The organism is Pseudomonas sp. C32 (genome assembly GCF_030417915.1).
Classification (GTDB): Bacteria; Pseudomonadota; Gammaproteobacteria; order Pseudomonadales; family Pseudomonadaceae; genus Aquipseudomonas.
Map to the genome: position 1 here is coordinate 77,734 of NZ_JAUHUK010000015.1, position 17,479 is coordinate 95,212.

Genomic DNA, 17,479 nt, shown 5'->3' on the forward strand with positions numbered 1-17,479 from the left:
GGCACAATGGACTGTCAAGATGGATGTTGAACACCAGTGGCACGAGGAGCTACCTGAGCAGTGCCCTCCTTCGGATGCCTTCGGGCTCCAAGAGTTCGTTTGCTATCGTTTGTGTGCAAGTGAGGCGCCCCAAGAGCAAGATTTCCTTTCCCATCGAGCGCTCTTTCCATCGAAAAAATTCTCGACACCAGAGTGCCAAGCTCGGGCCATCTCTGTCTTCACAAAACCGGAAGACCTCAATCCCGTAATGAAGCTGGCGATTCATAGGCAGAAAGCGAAAGTAAGAATTGTTCTCGGCAGAGAGGATGGGGTCGCAAAAAAGACCGGACAAAATAGCCACTACTCATGGTGGCGTTCCCGAAGCTTTCAAATGAGCAGCGGTACCAAGGAAAGCGCATGAAGACGATCAAGCTTTTGCACACGCTGCTTGAATACGACTTCCCACAAGTTTTCGTGGCAAATGACGCAATCGGACGTCGCTATATTTGTATGGTTTGTGACATAACCGAGCGAGGTCATTCTTTTCTCTGCGTCCCGGTTTCAATTGAGCGTTGCGAACAGCTTCTAACAGGAAAGATTGATCTTAGAAGTGTCTACGAAAACCCAGAGGTGTCCGAGTTCTACAAGGCGATACCAGATGATTTAACGGCACAGTTTGAGATCTCATTCCTGCCTTCGTTTCAAGTCACTGCCGATGTACTCCCGGAGCCAGGGCTTGAGTTCTTTTTCAATGACGAGGTCCTTGTAAAGGCTCAAGAGCTAAATGCAACGGTGGCGTTTGCATCTCTATCTGTGCCAGAGTCTAAATACGAACCACGCATCAGAACTCGCAAACTTTCCGCATTCTTGAATATATATCAGTCTGTGATCAAGAATTTGGCGAGAGCTTCTTCGAAGTCGATGGGTAAGCCCATACCTAAAAACGAAGAGCCGTATGAGTCGGACGTATTCGGATTTTGTTTTGGCTCATTTACAGTTCAAGTGCGCAGTTCAGATCCCTGTGACATGCTAGGAGAAAATAAGGCATTAATCGTTGCATTTCAAAGGCTGAATGAGTTCCTCGATGCAGCAGACAATGCAGACAACGCTGTAGAATTCCTTCTGAGTGTCAGGGGGCACGCTGCATCCTCATTACTCGGTTTATTAAATTTCATCGCTGAAAATGACTGCCAACTTACTAACCGCTGGTCCACTCCAGGAATGAGCAAGTCTAGCCAAAGCAAAATTCGAGTTGCGAGCGCTCACAACATTATCCATCGCTGTCGCACCCGTCAGGATATTGGGGTGGAAACCTTAGAGCTCGTAGGGATTGTAGATTCAGCTGACGTTACCGCCGGGGCATGGAAGATCTACGTCGAGGATATCGCTTACAGTGGCGTAGTCAGAGACGGTTCAGGAGTCAATCTTGCTGGGATAATTCTGCGCGACCGCTACATATTTCGCTGTGAAGAACGGATTGAGATGCTGGGAACGGGGCGCGAGGTGAGAAAAATCTATCTCACGGGGTTTGAGCCTGCATCGGAGATATAACTGGGCTGCCTCGTAGATGGTCCCTTGAGCAATCGGCCGATTCCGAGCAACTGCTAAGGGGCGTTTGTAGTCCTTCTGACAGAGGCAACAAACGGCCAACAGCAGCCCTTCAAAATGGCAGAAGAACTAGGGACGATTCAGGGTGACCTGCGGGATGTCAAGAGTCGCTGATGGCGCCTTCACGAGCACAGGCTCGCCAAATTCAACTGTGATATTCCGACCACACTTCAAATGCAAAAACCGAGGACGCCATCCTGGAGTTAGCGCTGAGTCACCTGGTAAAGCAACCCGCTTGCAATACCTCTTGAAGCGCTCAGCCGATCTGGAAGAGGCTGTAAACGATGAAAAGGCTTTATAAAGGGTCATTGGGCCTTTCTTAACGCGAGGCCGCGCTAATTAGGGAAATTGAGATGAGCCAGTTGAACAAAATGGAACAAGAGGTTGTTTACCTATCAGCTGTAAATGAGCTGCTGCGGTCAATGGTTAACTATGAATTGATCACACTCGGTGGTGAGGGCGAGCGTCAAAGCATCCAGTTCAAAACGGTGACGCATCAGCAATTTTTCTTCATCGCGCTTGTGGATTTCTTATCCAAGACTGACGAGAAAGCACTTGTTCCATCGACTCCCTATTTAGGTGCGTTAAGAACAATAACTGAAGCGCCAAACTTCGAAAAAAATGGCTCCGTGCTTGATCTGAAAAAAGCGGTGGACTCTTTCACAACGTGGCTTCAGGCAGAAATTGCCGTCAAGCTTTGGTTGCCATCGATAATTCTGGACACAGAGATACGTGTCACCAGATACCTGGTGCTGAAAATCGCTGGAAATCTTTCCAAGCATAATTCTTTGCGCTCTGTTGGAGTTGCTCAGGATTTACAACGTCTCCTCCGAAAGGCTGGCCATAAGGTTGAGTTGTACCAAGCGATGCTCGTCCAGGAAGAAATTTACGACATATTCCATGATGACATTTGCGCGTATCACGCCAGCACTATCGCTGAGTTCTTGAATGCGCTGTCATGGGGAATTCATAACTACTTGCAGCCGGAGTACACCAGGAGTTTCACCCCCAGTATCGACGAATCTCCTTTCTACGGATTTCAATACCCAACTGATCTTGATCATCATTACGCGAAAATCCGTTACTGGGAACTAATGAATCAGGTTCACTCAGCTCCGATTTTCGAACCGTTCACCGTGACGGAAAACCTAAAAGGACGATACTGAGTCGCTCCTAGTTTCGACAGGGAGTTATCAGCCAATAGAGGACATTCGTGATCGACTGCTTCGAGTCGGTTTCGACAGTCGCTACAGTCAAAAATCGGTAAGAAATGGTCCTATAGTGGACAATTACTCCAAAGGCCACTCGTTTGACTGATAGTCGTTACTTGTTGCCCGCAAAAATTCGCTTTCAAAATTGCGGATCGACAGAAACAACTCCTCAGTTCCAAAGGCCTTTGCTGCTAAACAAAAAGCCATGATACCTCGACAAAAATTGTTCCAAAGATCAGCCCTGTGCTCCGTTTGCCTTTCAGATCCATGCATTCCGCGCATTTTGAACCGGGGCGGAGATCCTTCGTACATATCCATGATTTGCGGTGAGGCGGCATGGACGTACCCAGAATAGGCCTTGCTCACCGTTCTCAATGCGTCTAAGTTCTTACTTGAGCCTTTAGGGCCGCTTACGCATCGATCTAGGTACGCCCGAATTTTTCTCCTTGGAATCATCGCCCGATCTTTGGAAGAAACAATATCGTCATTAGGATCAAATTCTTCTTGAAAGAAATATTCTAAGTATTTCTCTCGCAAGGGAGTCGACTCTCCCGATAGTACCGAGAACGATAGAAACAGGACATCCTCGGTGATCTCGTCAAGAATTCTTTGTAGGGCTGCCTGTTCTTGGAGAAAACCCTCCTCCAAGAGCAGCCTCGCAGCATGAAGTCCGCTCACCAATCGAGCGAGTTTTTGAATCAATGCTTGATGTACCGTTTTCTCTACATAGCGATAAACAAAGGAGCCCTTGTACGGAACCTGCCTTGGCGCAGCAACGAGTGTTGCGAATACATCAACAGTGCGCCCCATATATTCCAACGCTTGCTTAAGTAATTTCGTATTTGTCATAGAAAATGTCTCACCGGGTGAGGTTAATTGGAAAGTATTTTCTTAATCATATGGTTTTGTATCGTTAACACCCAGCCGCGACCGGCAAGAATCGGCCACAAACAAACTAAAAACCCAGCAATGCCTCACCACATTAAGGGTAGGGGCGACTTCAACTAGCTCCCAGTGAGCGATACGAATAAACTAAGCGCACTATTAGATGTATCCATGGATGTTTCTCATATGCCTCTTCATATCTTGCTCTTTTATCCTTTTGCTACATTTAGGACAAACAGCCAAATCCTTTTTTGCGAGCCCCTTCCTTTTTCTATTAACCCATTTATCAGTGCCAAATATGTACGATGGTTCTTCTGTCGGCCATATACGACCGGAAGCAGATTCGTATACGCATAGCTTTCCCAAGAGGAAGCCTGCATTATTTTTGACTCTTAAGTTTATAGTGTCCGACTTACCTGTCTCAATTGTTAGTTTGGTGTAGGCTTTCAATGTGTCAACATGGGAGGCCTTGACAACACCTATGATTTCATCATGCGCAAATAAATAGTCATTCCAACTAATTGGCAACAGAGTGCTTTTTACGCTAACGTCAGGCTCGAAACATGCGTGCTTAAACCATGGAGGGCCTAATGGTGGATCGATCCAGACCGAACCGCCATTATGTCGAATAAAATAAACCTCACTTTTGCAAGTAGGGCAGTGCGTACAAAAACAAGTGCTTTCCAAACTAACAGCAAACCCTGAGTAATCAGTAACCCTTGAGTTACCTGAGCTGATGCAAGCCCCCTGTGTATGTATGGGCGTGCACCTGCCGTTGACATATCGGAATTCAATGACATTACCGCATCGGCTACATATGCTCATTTTCGGACCGCTCAGCTAACTACAAGTATCCGAGAAATACGATACAGTTTCTTTCGGTCGAATATGCCTGACAACCTTCCCTATTCATACGTACCCCGTGTTTGGCTGTGCTGCCTCAGAAACGCTACAGAAAATATGCGGAAAGAAGATAGGATAGGTGCCCACATTCCGTCTTCATTCTTCGCATCCAAGCTCTACCTTGAACCGATTCTGCTGAAAACGTCGGTGCAGGTAAAGCCCTTGTTCAACCACCTTGAAAACTCCTGAGTCGCCCGGGTTGTTAATTCCTATGAGCGACAGCAACGGGTCGATTTCTGCCCGTCGACCGGTTGAATCCACAGCCCTAAGTGGACGTTGGGACGCATGCATGATGTATTGAGCGTAGTCGGGACGGTATTGCGTTGCTAGTGGACCTTATGGGTATGAGGACGGCTTCAAGTTCGTCTACATTCAATCAGAACGAATGATCTCGACATTGATTCAGTATTTGGTCGGGGGCTGAGTGCCCCGACCCGCAGGAATGCTTGATTTGGATCGCTACTACCAGCTTGCCATTAGGAAGACACGGAACTAACACGTGCCCCCAGATCTATCGTCCATGATGGCGAGATTGCTCACTCGGTATGCTGAGCCGGAGCGCCACACCTTCAATGCAGGCGAAGGGTGGCGGTTACGTATGAGACTCTAGGACCGGGGCATTACAAGGCGAGAACTCGGCTGAGCAAAGGTCACCCTCATGTTTCCTTTATTGCACCTAGCGACTTCTATTTTCAGCTCTAGCTTTTCTGGCTGCTTTAATCGTAGCCTTTTTGGATTTAGCCGCATTTTTCCCGGATTTTACTTTAAATCGATCAATTTTTCGTAATAACTGAGGCCCTCCCGCCCTCAGAAACCTAGCGACATCCTCGGCATTTAAGTCCTTGCGCTTAAAATCAACAACCTTTGCGCATGCTCTATCCGACAAACATTCAATACTAGGTGTCATTTCATAGTTCTCTTTGGCCATAACCAACTGCGGCGGGTTAGCGAGATAAGAAATGAACTCTTCCACGGTGGGTTCTGATCCCTTCCAAATCCTTCTCAGTTCAGTCCGTTTTTTAGTTCCTTTCCCATCAAGTCGACCGGCAGTCACCCCAAAAGTTGGTGACTCGAAAAATCTCGCCACAATCGAATCATCCACTATGTAAACACCATCGAGCTCCCCTATCGCGAAGGGCAGAGCATTTACTAAGCAAAAAATCGCCTTTTTGCCCACAGCCTCAGGAAAATCTTTCTCTAGGATATCTGGGTAGTCAACCAATCCCTGTTTCAACCGTTCAACCTGTTTTATATGCCCCTGTAGTTCATTATTGAATCGATATATCGCGATAGGATTCCCCATAGGCAAGCCCCGATTCTTACACTCAAGAAAGAAAACATGGTCCCCCCAAGTGAAGGCAACATCGAAGTCGAATTCATGCTCCTTATTTTCTCCTCGCCTCACCTTTAACTTACGAGGCTCAAAGCCATAACGTAGTAGCATTTCGATAGTGGCCGCTTCATACATCCCGCCTTTCTCTTCGAAATTTGCACCTTCGTTCGCCAAGCTTGAAAAAATAATTTTTATAAAATCAGCTAATAACAGCGAAGGACCGAAAATGAAAAAGTTATCATCGGTGGTCTTCACTAAAGGCTGATCATACAGGTCGCGACTGGATCGTTGGAACGTTGCGCGCTCAATGAATGAGTCAGCTGCAAGCGGAGTCAACCCACAGCGTGTCAGTTCCGCATGCAAGCGAGCATAAGAGATTCGAGGTGTATAGGTGTTTTCCTCCTCATCCAACGTTTCAACAAATTTTTTCAGAACAGCATACCCTCGTATTATTTCCGCAATAGAAAGCACGTCTGATTTAGCTTTCCAAGCATCCATTTTTGTAAGGTGACCAAACATCAATACGGTATGCACCTCATCTACCGACACGTAACCTTTAGGCGATAGTTCCACAAATCCGCTTGACTGACTAACCTTTTCAACTACATTCGTTGTTAGTAAAAGTTTCCTAAAGTTCTGTTCCAGAATCGTGTCGAAACGCTCAGTTGCCAGTATATCTAATACTTCCGAACGTTTCTCAGGCTCAAATTCAAAAGCAACATCATAATCATTTTCTAATTTTGGTCCGCCATCAGCCTCTACGCGTTCCTTCCAGATGGATAATTCATATGAGATCTGCGTTAAACTCCCACCAAGAAACCTAACCCTTTCATCGATCCCCTTCCACAGCCGCCACATATTGGCATTCATGAGATTTGCAACTACCGCCTCTGCCACCCCTTTTTCAGCGGGGGCAAGATATGGAAGCAATACTCGACCTTCAGTATCGAACCACCCCTGGCTGTAAGCCTCGAGCATGACAACATCGCCTACAGCAACTGTAAGGCCATGTATGTTCGAATTAGGATCATATTTTTTCTGATCCGCCCCCTGTACATTGCGATCGACACCCAAGACCCCATTACTTGAGTTGATTTTTCGTTCTAGATCCTTCAAAACATTACGCATAGCAGCATCGACCGCAGCAAGCGCTCCAGAAACCCGCTGTTCCGAAGAGAATCTCGCAGAATCAATTTTAGAGACAACTGAGTGAATCTCTTCATAGCCTCGATCAATCTTTACGAGTTCGAGGCGCATCTGCTGGACCTGATCAATCGCTGTCGCGATACCTCGAGACAGGTAGTAGGCACCCAACTGTTCAAGGAAACGGTCTCTCTTTACTCCGTCATCACCAGGCCTGCGACGAACAATGGAGTCCGCCTGCCATACAAGCAGCAAGATTTCTGAAAAAAATTCAGAACTTGCAGATTGAGTATCCAAAACCTTTTTTAGCCCTTTCCAATCAAGTCGCCTAACGAAAACCTTGATCTCATCAACGTTGCTCCCCATACATACCTCTCCCTAGATGTAATTCCACACCTTCAACAATCACTCGTTTCGTATGCTCTGCACGCTGCCCACTCCTATAAAGCACCACACTTAAGTGATAGGAAATTGCATCGGCCATTTTCTTCGAAGCAGTCCTAAGAAAGATTGCGTGCTATTGGCGACATCTGCTAAGCGCTCACTCGAAAATTATCGGAGAGATCTGTCAATAATAGGTCTGGATCTGCTCAGGCAATACTAAATGTAAAGCGTCTAGCCGTTAGGCAGCAAGGCTGTATCCAAGAGGCGAACACTATTTCGAACAATAGTCTGCTTTGGGTCGATTTTAGCCAGTCGTGGAAGACAGAAATCGGCCAGAAGCGGCCATTTTCGGTCAGTTATGACAGACTACACCCGCCAGCGTGCCTCGCTGCGACTCCAGATCTTTGCCTTGAGTGGGTACCGAGCGCCCCATTCCTTCTCAATGCCACATCTGTCGCATGTCATGTCGCAGATAATTGAGTACCTGCGACAGACTCACGCGAAATCGTAAAGCCGTTACCGTTAGGCCCGAATGAGTCGTCACATAACCCAGGACTTCTGAGACAGATATACTGAATGGGTTCTATCCCATCTGCAGGGATACCGTCCTACACTCACGCAATTGCGCTAAAAGGAAGTTTTGATGATTGTGATCGTAAACCTTTTATTGATCTGTCTAGTGCCCTTCGTCACGTATATTGTTTTCTCGGTCGTGGAGGGAGTTCGAAATAAAGTCCTGACCGGTCTCGGCGGCGCCGCAGCCTTTGTGCTCATCGTCTTTCTCCTGCCGAGTGCGAATGAGAAGGCCACGCAGAACGCTAGCACTGCCTCTAGCGCTCCATACTCCACAGTCGCTCCACGCGAGGAGGCGCCAACTGTGGGGATTACTCTTCGCAACTACAAAGAAAAAGGAGATAGCGTGCAGCTGGAGTGCTCAGGCTCCACCGGCAACATCACATGCAAGCCTAAGAAGTGAATAGAGCCTCAGATCCCGTTTGTCGCTCGGCGTTGCGCGTCCGCTCGCTCGGAGTATCGACGCAATTTTTAGCCGTCTTTGCCGTTTCTGCTACTAATTCTTTTTTGCAAAATTGTGCGCGCGATAATACCTAACCATCGCACTCCGCAGCCTCTCCGCTCTGGCCGGGCCGCACCTGGAGCGGAGTGTTATGCACATGAGTAAACCGATTACTCTATCGTAATGAACTGAATCTTATCTAGGCTGGATTCACTATAACGCTATCGTTATTCTCACTGCGCAGTCCTTGGGCAGATTACTTGTACACGGGCGCCGGCCATCAGCCTGGCCGCTGGCAGCGCGCCGACTCGGCCACCTCCCCGGCCGGCTCTGGGGTGTGGCCTGCTACCAAGATCGTCCCGCCCCCCCACCCAGACCGCACGCGGGCTCGCCATTGGCGCGCAGCACATGGCTACGCAAGGTCGGGCGCCTCTCAGCGTGATCGAAATAGAGGGCGCGCCAAGCGGCTAGCACGGGCGCGGGTTCAGGCTGCTTAATGTTCATGGGACGGGCTCCTTTTGTTAGGGGCAGTGTAGCCGAGCGAATGGTTTTCTAGCTCCAGAGAGCCTTCCCCCCTTGTAAGGCTGGCTTTGGCGAAAGTCGTGCCCCCCCACTAACTCAGCATTCCCTTCCAAGTGAGCAGCATCAGTGGCCTCCTGCACCGGTCATGCTCCGCAGGATCGCGATGCGTTGGCGATCACCTATCCCCTGCAAGGCATTGAGGCTGGCAGCGATCAAATCGGCCTCGACAAACGAACTGAGGGTTGGATGGCTAAGCGGAAAGGGGGCAGGGAAACCCTGACCAATTGCGACCAGGGCGGAGGTATCCGTGTGCCCCACCGCGACATGGGCCACCGCGTCGAGGCGGTTCAATTGTGCGTCGAGGTTGCGTACCAGGTCGCTGGAAATCATGTGGGGATGAATGAACATGCCGGCTCTCCTCATCATGGGTCATGGTGAGCCTGTAGCTTCAGACGTGCTCTTCAGGGTCGTCGAGTCGCGGTTGTAGCCCTCGGCGAGAGGCAGAATTCGGCCGATTCTGTTGAAAACAGTCGGCCATGGTCTCCACGGCAGAAAAATACGCGCCTGAGATTGAAATCTTTACTTTGGGCAGAGGCTTCCGAGCTCGGATTTCACGTAGCAGCGTGTAAAAAAGCATTTTCACCAGTCAATATTCCGGCCATTTGGGCGAACCGACTTTTTCAACAGAATCGGCCATATACGGACATTCGAACGCATCCACCTAATTAAGGGGTTTCAGTGCGCAAGTGAAGGGAGGGGACTAGTTCTGAGCAATCATTCTGGCATCATGGCCAAACTAGAGCCCACTACTCACTAATCTGGAGCAAAATTGTGTCGAGGAACTACTGGGGTTACCGTATCGACAAACGCAATATTATGTTTTTTCGGCAAAAACTAGAGCAAGGTCGCCTGCACCAGGGATGGGGAAAATACCCAGAACAGGAACTGACTAATCCGGACCTAAGCGGTGGTGCTAAACGCAATCTGCCAATCTATAACAAGGTGAAAAAAGGCGACATCCTATTGGTCCCAAGGCTACCTAACTACCATGAGGTGGCCATCGTGGAGGCAACAGACGACTTCAACCTTGGCTATACCTATGCGCCCGATCCTGTGTTCAAGGACTATGGGCACAGTTTTCCGGTCAAGCGGCTCAAGCAGTTTACCCGCAAGAATACCAATGTGTCGGGCAAGATTCGTGCTGCGCTGGGTTCTCTCTCAAGGTTCTGGACCCTGGATGCATGCGCCGAAGAAATTGAAGCTCTGATCACTCTGGATGACGAAGCCATGCGCTCGAGTCAAAGTTTCAGTGATCGCTTTGCCGAGGCGGTTCAAGACAGCTTTTCAGAATCATTTGATGAACAAAAATTCGCTGCTTCGCTATACGAAAAAGTAGAGAACGGTTTCTCCAACGCGGAATGGGAGTTTGCCCTGATTGAAGGGCTCAAACGCCTGTTCCCTGCCCCTTGCAAGGTAGCGCGTCGCGGTGGCCCTGAAGAATTCCATCATGGCACCGATATTTCCATCACGATCCCTGGTTTGACTAATTACAGCTACTTGATCGCCATTCAAGTAAAGGACTACATCGGAAAAGTATCAGAAGCTCCGCTGAATCAACTCAACAAAGCAGATGCTTACTGGAATAACGATCCAAAGGTTCGCTTGATTGACAAGATATTGATAGTGACCAAGGCTCATGCGGAGCAGAATTGTCACCTCGCCGAAAACCAACACGGCATTACGGTTCTGTTTGGTGATGACGTCCAGGCCCTCCTGCTACGAATAGGAAAAGCTTATAAAAGTCTACAAGACTAGCTATCTGAATCATCCTTGGATTCCTAGATGTAGCCGACTGACTGCTTCTGGCCCAGAGTGTGTAAAAACGCTTCACCAAAATTGAAGTATGCGCATCTACGTTAAATCTGAAATTTATCGGCACGTCAGCAGATGTGGATTTCGCGTAGAAACGCGATTTCCAGTCCGATTTTGAGTACTTGTCGCGCTCAAAAACGTTTTTACACAGCCTCGGCCGTATGCCGACGGTTCGAAAACCTCTAGAGTCGTCTACAGAACTAGGGGTGACTCGTGCTTCATTCCCGCACGAGCCGTTCAACACGTGAATACAGCCTTTCGGCCAGTTCCGTTGCGTTTGCCCCGTGGTGCAGCTCTCGGTGGCAATTGGGGCACAATGCCACTGCATTGGTAGTTTTGTCGGAGCCTCCTGATGCCAACCGTTTGACGTGATGAACTTCGAGATACGGCAACCCATTTGGCTTTTCAAACGGGGCTGGCTGGCGGCAACATTCACACTTACCACTTGCTTTTCGGAGGACGAAAGCAACAACCTGAGCGTCGCGCACAAACTGCTCAGTCGCGCGCGCCAGTCTTGCTGGCGAGTCTTGGCCAGCTGGAACTCTATGAAAGTTCTCATGAAAAAGACGATCGCTTTCCCGTTCGAGATCATCTGGACTCATGCACAGAACTGGCTCGGAAGCTACCGATAAAAATATATTAGGGCTACATTTTGAACATAGCGTTGTAAATCCAGCACCGCCCTGCGTTTCAACCCAGTCAGACAGATCTCCGGGGTTGTTTGAGCATATTTTTATGTAGCGTTTTCCCGTAAAGGCACCTTTTGCCATGTTGCTCATGTACTGGCTGATAGTTCGGCACGTTGCACGATGCAATACCATATAGCTAATTGAAATGTTTTTTGTAGTCGTCAAGACAAATCCATTCGGATTGGATGCTATCCAATTTTGGTATTCTGTTTCTTTGTCTTGAAAGAACTCATACGCCATAGGTACCCTTAACCTGCCAAATTTCGTCCCGTATTAAGCTGCATTTTTTCATTGCACAGTATTTGCGGTGACGGTCGCTGATAGTCTAGCGCTTGGCGCACAGGAAACACAATCGAGGGAGACTACGCAGTCCTGCGGCAGGGACCAAGATGTGAAATCCCGCTTTTGGTCGTTACCTGTCTTTCACCAAAGGCAGATAACTTCCAGAAGCCAGTACTTGTTGTGTCTGCGATATCAAGGGCAATTCAATCAATTATCAACAACTGGTAAATTCTCGATTTCGGTGAGGCTAAGATTTTTGTCTCTGATCTCCTTTGCCATTTTTTCGAAAGCCTCCTTTGACGATTCGGGCTGTTGTTCACGAACCTCAAGTACTGCACCAACTACTTCCTCTAATTGTTCATTTTTCAAGAGACCAGTGGATACGGTTCTTCTAATAGTCCGCCCCTCGTTTATCAATACTGCCTTTTTCCCTAGTTGAAGATCTGCGTTGATCTTCTCGATATCAGAGGTAACTAGCACTGATTTTGTCCGTGGTAGCAAGATGTGGGTCGGCTCCGCCCACCGCGGCCCATAGTGGTAAACCGCCGCGTACATTGTTTTTGCGGTTGTGACATCAACACCTGCCGCTCGCATGGCAGTGTAAAAAGCTAAATGAGTCTGCTGCCAACTTCTTTTTTTGTTTACACACGCTACGTCGTGAATAACTGCTGCGTCGCGGTATTGTCCGTCAAGTGGTCCACCCACGACAGACCAGGCTATCTGAGGTATCGAAGCACCATCTGTAACAGTGCCTTTAGGCGCTAGCCAGAACAGTTTCTGAGGCCCAGGACCTGTGTACCCAAAGTCGCTTAACAGTTTTATATCGTGTTTGGCGTGCAGAAACTCAACTCTTAGTGGTCCAGAGAATTTCCCCCAGTCCTCAGCATAAATGTTTGCTGAGAACGCTAACACTATGATTGCCAGTAATCTTCCCATCATCCCTCCTTGAAAAATGCTGAGCATCAGAGTGATGCGAACACCAAATGGATAGTACTAGCAAGGTGATTGCTAACTTCCTTCACGTTAGTAAAGACTCTACGTTCTGTCTAAAAACAAATGAGTACTGGGAAAAAGTAGAACTGTTTCCGGAGCGTTGCGGACCACGTGTGTGATCACGATGTTAAGCGCTATAGGGCTTCAGTCTTGCCCTTATTTATTCGTCGTGTGGACGATTCTTGGCGATAGCGGCTCTTGGTGGCAGGCAGCAATCGGCCCAGAGTGTGTAAAAACGCTCATGACCTCATCGCTTTCGATCATCGACGCTCGTTGACTGAGCGATTGCGCAGTCGATGCCGCGGATCGCATTAGTCGCGACCTGGAACACGCCAACGCTGTTTTTACAGCTCTTGGGATGGGCCAAAATCAGCCTTTTTCAGGCCGTTAGCGCTTTCATCAAACCGTTGGCACCGATGACTTTCATGACCCGCTTCATGTTGTAGGCGAGCACATTCAAACTCATCTCCGCACTCACCCCGGCCAGCTTTCGCGTCAGGAAGTGCGTCGCGCCCATCCATTGGTTGAGCGTCCCGAAGGGATGCTCAACCGTCCGTTTTCGGACTCGCATCATCTCCGGTGCTTTGCTCAGCCGAAGCTGCATCTCCTCCAATACATCTTCATGCTCCCAGCGTCGAACTCGTCGTTCCGTGCTCGGTGTGCACTGCAATTTCAACGCGCAGCCCTGGCATTTCGAACTCCAGTAACGATGCAGCTTCAGACCTTTTTCAACGTAGGAATAGTGCCAGATCAGCGCCTCTCCAGCCGGGCAAATGTATTCGTTTTTTGCCGCGTCATAGACGAAGGCATCGTTATTGAAACGCCCGTCAGCCTTGGCTCCAGAGGTCATCGGCTTGGGCACATAGGCGGTGATGCCTGCATCGTGACAAGCCAGGATTTGTTCGCTTTTGAAATAACCTCGGTCCGCCACCACCGACAACGTTTCTGACGCTATCGCCTCGCGGGCCTGCTTGGCCATTGAACTGAGTTGATCGCGGTCGGAACCGACGTTGGTCACCTCATGGGCAACGATCAAATGGTGCTGAGTATCGACCGCTGTCTGCACGTTGTAGCCGACGATTCCTGTGCCGCGCGTCATCATGGAACGGGCGTCTGGATCGGTCAGTGAGACCTGTTTATCCGGCGATTCATTGAGCTGGATTTCGATCGCTTGAAGCTCCTTCATTTGAGTTTTGAGCTTGGCGATTTTCTCTTCCAGCCACACGGCACTGGGCTCGGAAGCTGTGGGTTCTTGCCGATCGGCAGCATCGAGTGCCGCCAGGTAACGGTTGATACTCGATTCAATTTCTTCCATGCGCCGCTTCAGTTTGGCGCTGGTGAAATTGCGGTCGCGGTTGTTGACTGCTTTGAATTTACTGCCATCGATGGCGACCAGATTTTCTCCAAACAGTCCCAACTGCTGACACAGCACAACGAACTGGCGACAGACGCCTCGGATGGCCTTGCTGTTGTCTTTTCGGAAGTTGGCGATGGTCTTGAAGTCCGGCATCAAACGCCCGGTCAACCACATCAGCTCGACGTTGCGCTGGGCTTCTCGCTCCAAACGTCGGCTCGACTGGATGCGGTTGAGATAGCCGTAGATGTAGATCTTTAGCAAGATCGCGGGGTGGTAAGCAGGCCGGCCAGTATCGGCTGGAATGGCACCTTCAAAACCCAGATTGACCAGGTCGAGTTCGTCGACAAAGACGTCGACTACGCGCACCGGATTGGTATCGCTGACGTAGTCGTCGAGACTCTCGGGAAGTAAGGTGCCTTGGCCTCGATGTTCACCTTGGATAAAGCGCTTAATAGGCGATCCCTGCGATGCAATCCTCAGAAATCATAGCAAGGGTTCGCGAAGGCGTTTTTACACACTCTGGCCCCTTAGCTGCCTGTTGTCCCAAGCAGCAAACGACCCGTACTTGCCGGCGTGACTGGTAGCCGGTGCCAAGGGCGGTCACAAGGAAGCGTCTATGAATACAGGGGCGATTCACTTGCCTACAACTGGTATCTCTAACATTAAGGCTAATACTAAAAGTTCCTAGAGCGGCGTAAGAGGTCAGACGGGCAAAGCCTTGCCACGCAGAGCCGCTGTACATCGGTTCGGCGAATCAGTCAACGAAACGCGCTCAGGTCACTCGAATCGATAACCCCGCCGCGCCTTGGTCCTCGACACAAACGCCACCCTGGCTCATCAGATCATCGGCAATATCGGCGATCACCTGAAAACCAGCGAGGTTGGCCCAAGTGCCGTTGGCGGCGGCCAAATCAGCGAGCGCCACGTCCAGCCGCTCGAAATATGGCGCGTACCAACTGCCGCTCAGCATCTTTGCGGTTTCAGGGAGATCGCGCCAAGTCCGCGCAGTGCCATTCAGCGCACCCAGCAGGTAACTACCAAGCACCATCAGCCTTGCGTAGGCCAAGTGCACATCAAACAAAACACGCTCAAGATCGGCGTGGTTACGATAGTCGGCCACCAAATCCCGCGAGCGCTGCGTGACGCTCGCCAGGTACCGCAAGAAGTTCAGCTCATAGCGGGGCGTTGGGTCTTCACCATAATTCGCGGCAATCCAACAGGCCCCGTATTCATTCCAGCAGCGATTGATTACCAACCGACGCAGCGACGCATAGAGCCCCCCGGGATCTTGCACAAATAACTCGCTGGTGAACTTCTGCGCCAGCGTCTCGATAACCTCGGCGTGCGCGCACTCATGAGCCAGAAGGTGCACTGATTGATTATGGCCACGTGCCAACTGATCCCGCAGCGGGAGCATGTCCAGCACATTCAGGATGATATGGCTCTTAACCCGCCCATCACGTAGCACGGGGATAGCCCGACCACCGCCGAATCCCTGATTACTCTCGATGGACGTGTTACTTGACGAGTCCTGATTTGACGCTCGCCCAAAACCTCGATCCAGCCCTCGCAAGGCTTGCTCGTAGTGAATGTGCGCACCGACCTCCTCAACGCCTCTCAGGTTGATACCCTGACTTATCCAAGCAATGTTCTCTGTAAGCGCAGCCAATAGACGCTGGTTGGTCTCACTTGGCAAGCCATTCACCACAATGGCATAGCCACTCGTAGCTAACGAGTCAATATTCATTCGGGCTACCCCATGGTCAAGAGTCCCTGTTCGCCTTGAGAATCTACTTGTTGTCGCGCGTCTCAGCCAGACCGCTGGGCAGCGCGAACACCCGCAGCCACTCACTAGGCTGCGCAGCCTAGGCGCTAGTGTTGCTCGACAGCATCACTTGGGGGGAGGGGAAAAGTCTGGAGCTTTCGCCTCAAAGACCGCTCCGGAAAACTATCTCGCATTAATTCGTAGAATTTTTGTCCATGCAAGATTTTTGGTCTATGCAAAAAGTTGACGGCCTCAATGGCTGTCGCGCCACCCTGAGAGAGGAGTAAAAGTCTGAGGCTTTTCGCCAAAGGCCGCTCCCAATCCTTTCTTAAAATTCTAACCGCTAGCCGCATAGTTACAGCGTTCTGCCGCAAACCAAATCAAGCCACCAGCCGTGCCCATCTTCAGTGCCACCGATCTGATGCATTGGGAATCCATCGCGTGCGGACGAGGCGGCCCCACTCCAATGATTACTCCAAGACTGAAGGAGTAGGTAAAAAGCTCAGAACCGACAACCCTCGAACGATAGGAAAAGCGTTGTTTAATCGCCAACCCGGAAACGCTATCGTGCACGCGAACGAGACCGCTCATTACTAGCAAGGAATTAATTAGACACCCACCCGCTGTACATTCTGCTGGAGGGGCAATTTTTCAGTGGGGTAAAAGGTGGGGTAAATTCACAAATGAAAAAGGCCGGTGCTTTCGCTACCGACCTAACTCATTGAAAAATATGGTCGGGACGGAGTGATTCGAACACTCGACCCCTAGCACCCCATGCTAGTGCGCTACCGGACTGCGCTACGCCCCGACTAGGCGTGAAACCGTCCTTCACCTCGAAGGACGCTCAAGAATATATCGCAAGCTTTTGAAAACTGGAAGTATTTAAAAGCAGGAAATTATTTCTTGAGAACCACCAGAACATCTTCCAACTCAGCGATCATCTGGCGAATCATTTGCTTGTATTGCGTGGTGTCGTCTTTGGCTTCATCGCCGGACAAACGCAAGCGTGCGCCGCCGATGGTGAACCCTTGATCGTAAAGAAGCGCGCGGATCTGCCGGATCATCAGCACATCCTGGCGCTGATAATACCGGCGATTGCCGCGGCGTTTGACGGGGTTGAGTTGAGGAAACTCCTGCTCCCAATAGCGCAGCACATGCGGTTTGACCGCACAAAGCTCGCTGACTTCACCAATGGTGAAGTAGCGTTTGCCTGGGATGACGGGTAGCTCGTCGTTATGACTTGGTTCCAGCATAAGCCTCAACTCGGGCCTTCAACTTCTGCCCTGGACGAAAGGTGACCACACGGCGAGCCGTGATCGGGATTTCTTCTCCCGTTTTCGGATTGCGGCCAGGCCGCTGGCGTTTGTCCCGAAGGTCGAAATTGCCGAAACCGGACAATTTGACTTGTTCGTTGTCTTCAAGAGCGTGCCTGATTTCCTCGAAAAACAGCTCAACCAATTCCTTGGCTTCCCGTTTGTTCAGGCCCAACTCTTCATACAGACGTTCCGCCATCTCAGCTTTCGTCAAAGCCCCCATAC

The 17,479-nt window shown here is 49.9% G+C and carries 14 protein-coding genes and 1 tRNA gene; 5 read left to right on the plus strand and 10 right to left on the minus strand.

The genetic code is table 11. From position 1 onward, the window contains the following. Positions 1-19 precede the first annotated feature (19 nt). The 3 genes from QYH43_RS18070 (at position 20) to QYH43_RS18080 (ending at position 2,753) form a co-directional block, all read left to right on the plus strand. Complete coding sequence (locus tag QYH43_RS18070; RefSeq protein WP_301157733.1) at positions 20-400, plus strand: hypothetical protein; 381 nt, start codon at positions 20-22, stop codon at positions 398-400. Continuing rightward, positions 397-1,530, plus strand: coding sequence for a DUF6575 domain-containing protein (locus QYH43_RS18075; protein ID WP_301157734.1), 1,134 nt, complete (start codon positions 397-399; stop codon positions 1,528-1,530). Before QYH43_RS18070 ends, QYH43_RS18075 begins: the two co-directional genes overlap by 4 nt. Positions 1,531-1,940: 410 nt before the next feature. Further along, on the plus strand, positions 1,941-2,753 hold the full coding sequence (locus QYH43_RS18080) for a hypothetical protein (RefSeq protein WP_301157735.1): 813 nt from the start codon (positions 1,941-1,943) through the stop codon (positions 2,751-2,753). Between the two features lie 123 nt (positions 2,754-2,876). Here the strand turns inward: QYH43_RS18080 and QYH43_RS18085 are convergent, their stop codons facing one another. Continuing rightward, positions 2,877-3,647, minus strand: a complete 771-nt coding sequence (locus QYH43_RS18085) for a hypothetical protein (protein WP_301157736.1) — start codon at positions 3,645-3,647, stop codon at positions 2,877-2,879. A gap of 1,615 nt (positions 3,648-5,262) precedes the next feature. Continuing rightward, complete coding sequence (locus tag QYH43_RS18090; RefSeq protein ID WP_301157737.1) at positions 5,263-7,428, minus strand: hypothetical protein; 2,166 nt, start codon at positions 7,426-7,428, stop codon at positions 5,263-5,265. 661 nt (positions 7,429-8,089) lie between these two features. Here QYH43_RS18090 and QYH43_RS18095 point away from each other — a divergent pair. Continuing rightward, positions 8,090-8,422 (plus strand): hypothetical protein, encoded by a 333-nt coding sequence (locus QYH43_RS18095; RefSeq protein WP_301157738.1) that lies wholly within the window; start codon positions 8,090-8,092, stop codon positions 8,420-8,422. A 684-nt stretch (positions 8,423-9,106) separates the two neighbouring features. Here the strand turns inward: QYH43_RS18095 and QYH43_RS18100 are convergent. Continuing rightward, positions 9,107-9,391: a hypothetical protein gene (locus tag QYH43_RS18100; protein WP_301157739.1), complete on the minus strand. Its 285-nt coding sequence runs from the start codon at positions 9,389-9,391 to the stop codon at positions 9,107-9,109. Positions 9,392-9,814: 423 nt separating this feature from the next. Between QYH43_RS18100 and QYH43_RS18105 the strand changes: the two genes are divergently transcribed. Beyond that, the gene (locus QYH43_RS18105) at positions 9,815-10,798 is read left to right on the plus strand and encodes a hypothetical protein (RefSeq protein WP_301157740.1); all 984 of its coding nucleotides are present in this window, start codon (positions 9,815-9,817) and stop codon (positions 10,796-10,798) included. Positions 10,799-11,073: 275 nt separating this feature from the next. Here the strand turns inward: QYH43_RS18105 and QYH43_RS18110 are convergent, their stop codons facing one another. The 7 genes from QYH43_RS18110 to ihfA all read right to left on the minus strand — a co-directional run bounded on the left by QYH43_RS18110 (position 11,074) and on the right by ihfA (position 17,477). Further along, the gene (locus QYH43_RS18110; protein WP_301157741.1) at positions 11,074-11,784 is read right to left on the minus strand and encodes an HNH endonuclease signature motif containing protein; all 711 of its coding nucleotides are present in this window, start codon (positions 11,782-11,784) and stop codon (positions 11,074-11,076) included. Positions 11,785-12,033: 249 nt separating this feature from the next. Further along, the gene (locus QYH43_RS18115) at positions 12,034-12,762 is read right to left on the minus strand and encodes a DUF1353 domain-containing protein (RefSeq protein WP_301157742.1); all 729 of its coding nucleotides are present in this window, start codon (positions 12,760-12,762) and stop codon (positions 12,034-12,036) included. 436 nt (positions 12,763-13,198) lie between these two features. After that, on the minus strand, positions 13,199-14,629 hold the full coding sequence (locus tag QYH43_RS18120; RefSeq protein WP_301157756.1) for an IS1182 family transposase: 1,431 nt from the start codon (positions 14,627-14,629) through the stop codon (positions 13,199-13,201). Positions 14,630-14,948: 319 nt separating this feature from the next. Next, positions 14,949-15,923 (minus strand): hypothetical protein, encoded by a 975-nt coding sequence (locus QYH43_RS18125; RefSeq protein ID WP_301157743.1) that lies wholly within the window; start codon positions 15,921-15,923, stop codon positions 14,949-14,951. Between the two features lie 749 nt (positions 15,924-16,672). Then, positions 16,673-16,749: transfer RNA gene (locus QYH43_RS18130), tRNA-Pro, on the minus strand. Between the two features lie 88 nt (positions 16,750-16,837). After that, on the minus strand, positions 16,838-17,194 hold the full coding sequence (locus QYH43_RS18135; RefSeq protein ID WP_003179985.1) for a MerR family transcriptional regulator: 357 nt from the start codon (positions 17,192-17,194) through the stop codon (positions 16,838-16,840). Continuing rightward, positions 17,175-17,477: an integration host factor subunit alpha gene (gene ihfA, locus QYH43_RS18140; RefSeq protein WP_002553164.1), complete on the minus strand. Its 303-nt coding sequence runs from the start codon at positions 17,475-17,477 to the stop codon at positions 17,175-17,177. Before ihfA ends, QYH43_RS18135 begins: the two co-directional genes overlap by 20 nt. Between the last annotated feature and the right edge of the window lie 2 nt (positions 17,478-17,479).

Excerpts from the sequence above, each read along its gene's own strand:
- ihfA (WP_002553164.1), bottom strand. The coding sequence starts at position 17,477 with ATGGGGGCTTTGACGAAAGCTGAGATGGCGGAACGTCTGTATGAAGAG.
- QYH43_RS18080 (WP_301157735.1), top strand. The coding sequence starts at position 1,941 with ATGAGCCAGTTGAACAAAATGGAACAAGAGGTTGTTTACCTATCAGCT.
- QYH43_RS18090 (WP_301157737.1), bottom strand. The coding sequence starts at position 7,428 with ATGGGGAGCAACGTTGATGAGATCAAGGTTTTCGTTAGGCGACTTGAT.
- QYH43_RS18085 (WP_301157736.1), bottom strand. The coding sequence starts at position 3,647 with ATGACAAATACGAAATTACTTAAGCAAGCGTTGGAATATATGGGGCGC.
- QYH43_RS18095 (WP_301157738.1), top strand. The coding sequence starts at position 8,090 with ATGATTGTGATCGTAAACCTTTTATTGATCTGTCTAGTGCCCTTCGTC.
- QYH43_RS18115 (WP_301157742.1), bottom strand. The coding sequence starts at position 12,762 with ATGGGAAGATTACTGGCAATCATAGTGTTAGCGTTCTCAGCAAACATT.
- QYH43_RS18135 (WP_003179985.1), bottom strand. The coding sequence starts at position 17,194 with ATGCTGGAACCAAGTCATAACGACGAGCTACCCGTCATCCCAGGCAAA.
- QYH43_RS18110 (WP_301157741.1), bottom strand. The coding sequence starts at position 11,784 with ATGGCGTATGAGTTCTTTCAAGACAAAGAAACAGAATACCAAAATTGG.
- QYH43_RS18075 (WP_301157734.1), top strand. The coding sequence starts at position 397 with ATGAAGACGATCAAGCTTTTGCACACGCTGCTTGAATACGACTTCCCA.
- QYH43_RS18100 (WP_301157739.1), bottom strand. The coding sequence starts at position 9,391 with ATGTTCATTCATCCCCACATGATTTCCAGCGACCTGGTACGCAACCTC.
- QYH43_RS18125 (WP_301157743.1), bottom strand. The coding sequence starts at position 15,923 with ATGAATATTGACTCGTTAGCTACGAGTGGCTATGCCATTGTGGTGAAT.
- QYH43_RS18070 (WP_301157733.1), top strand. The coding sequence starts at position 20 with ATGGATGTTGAACACCAGTGGCACGAGGAGCTACCTGAGCAGTGCCCT.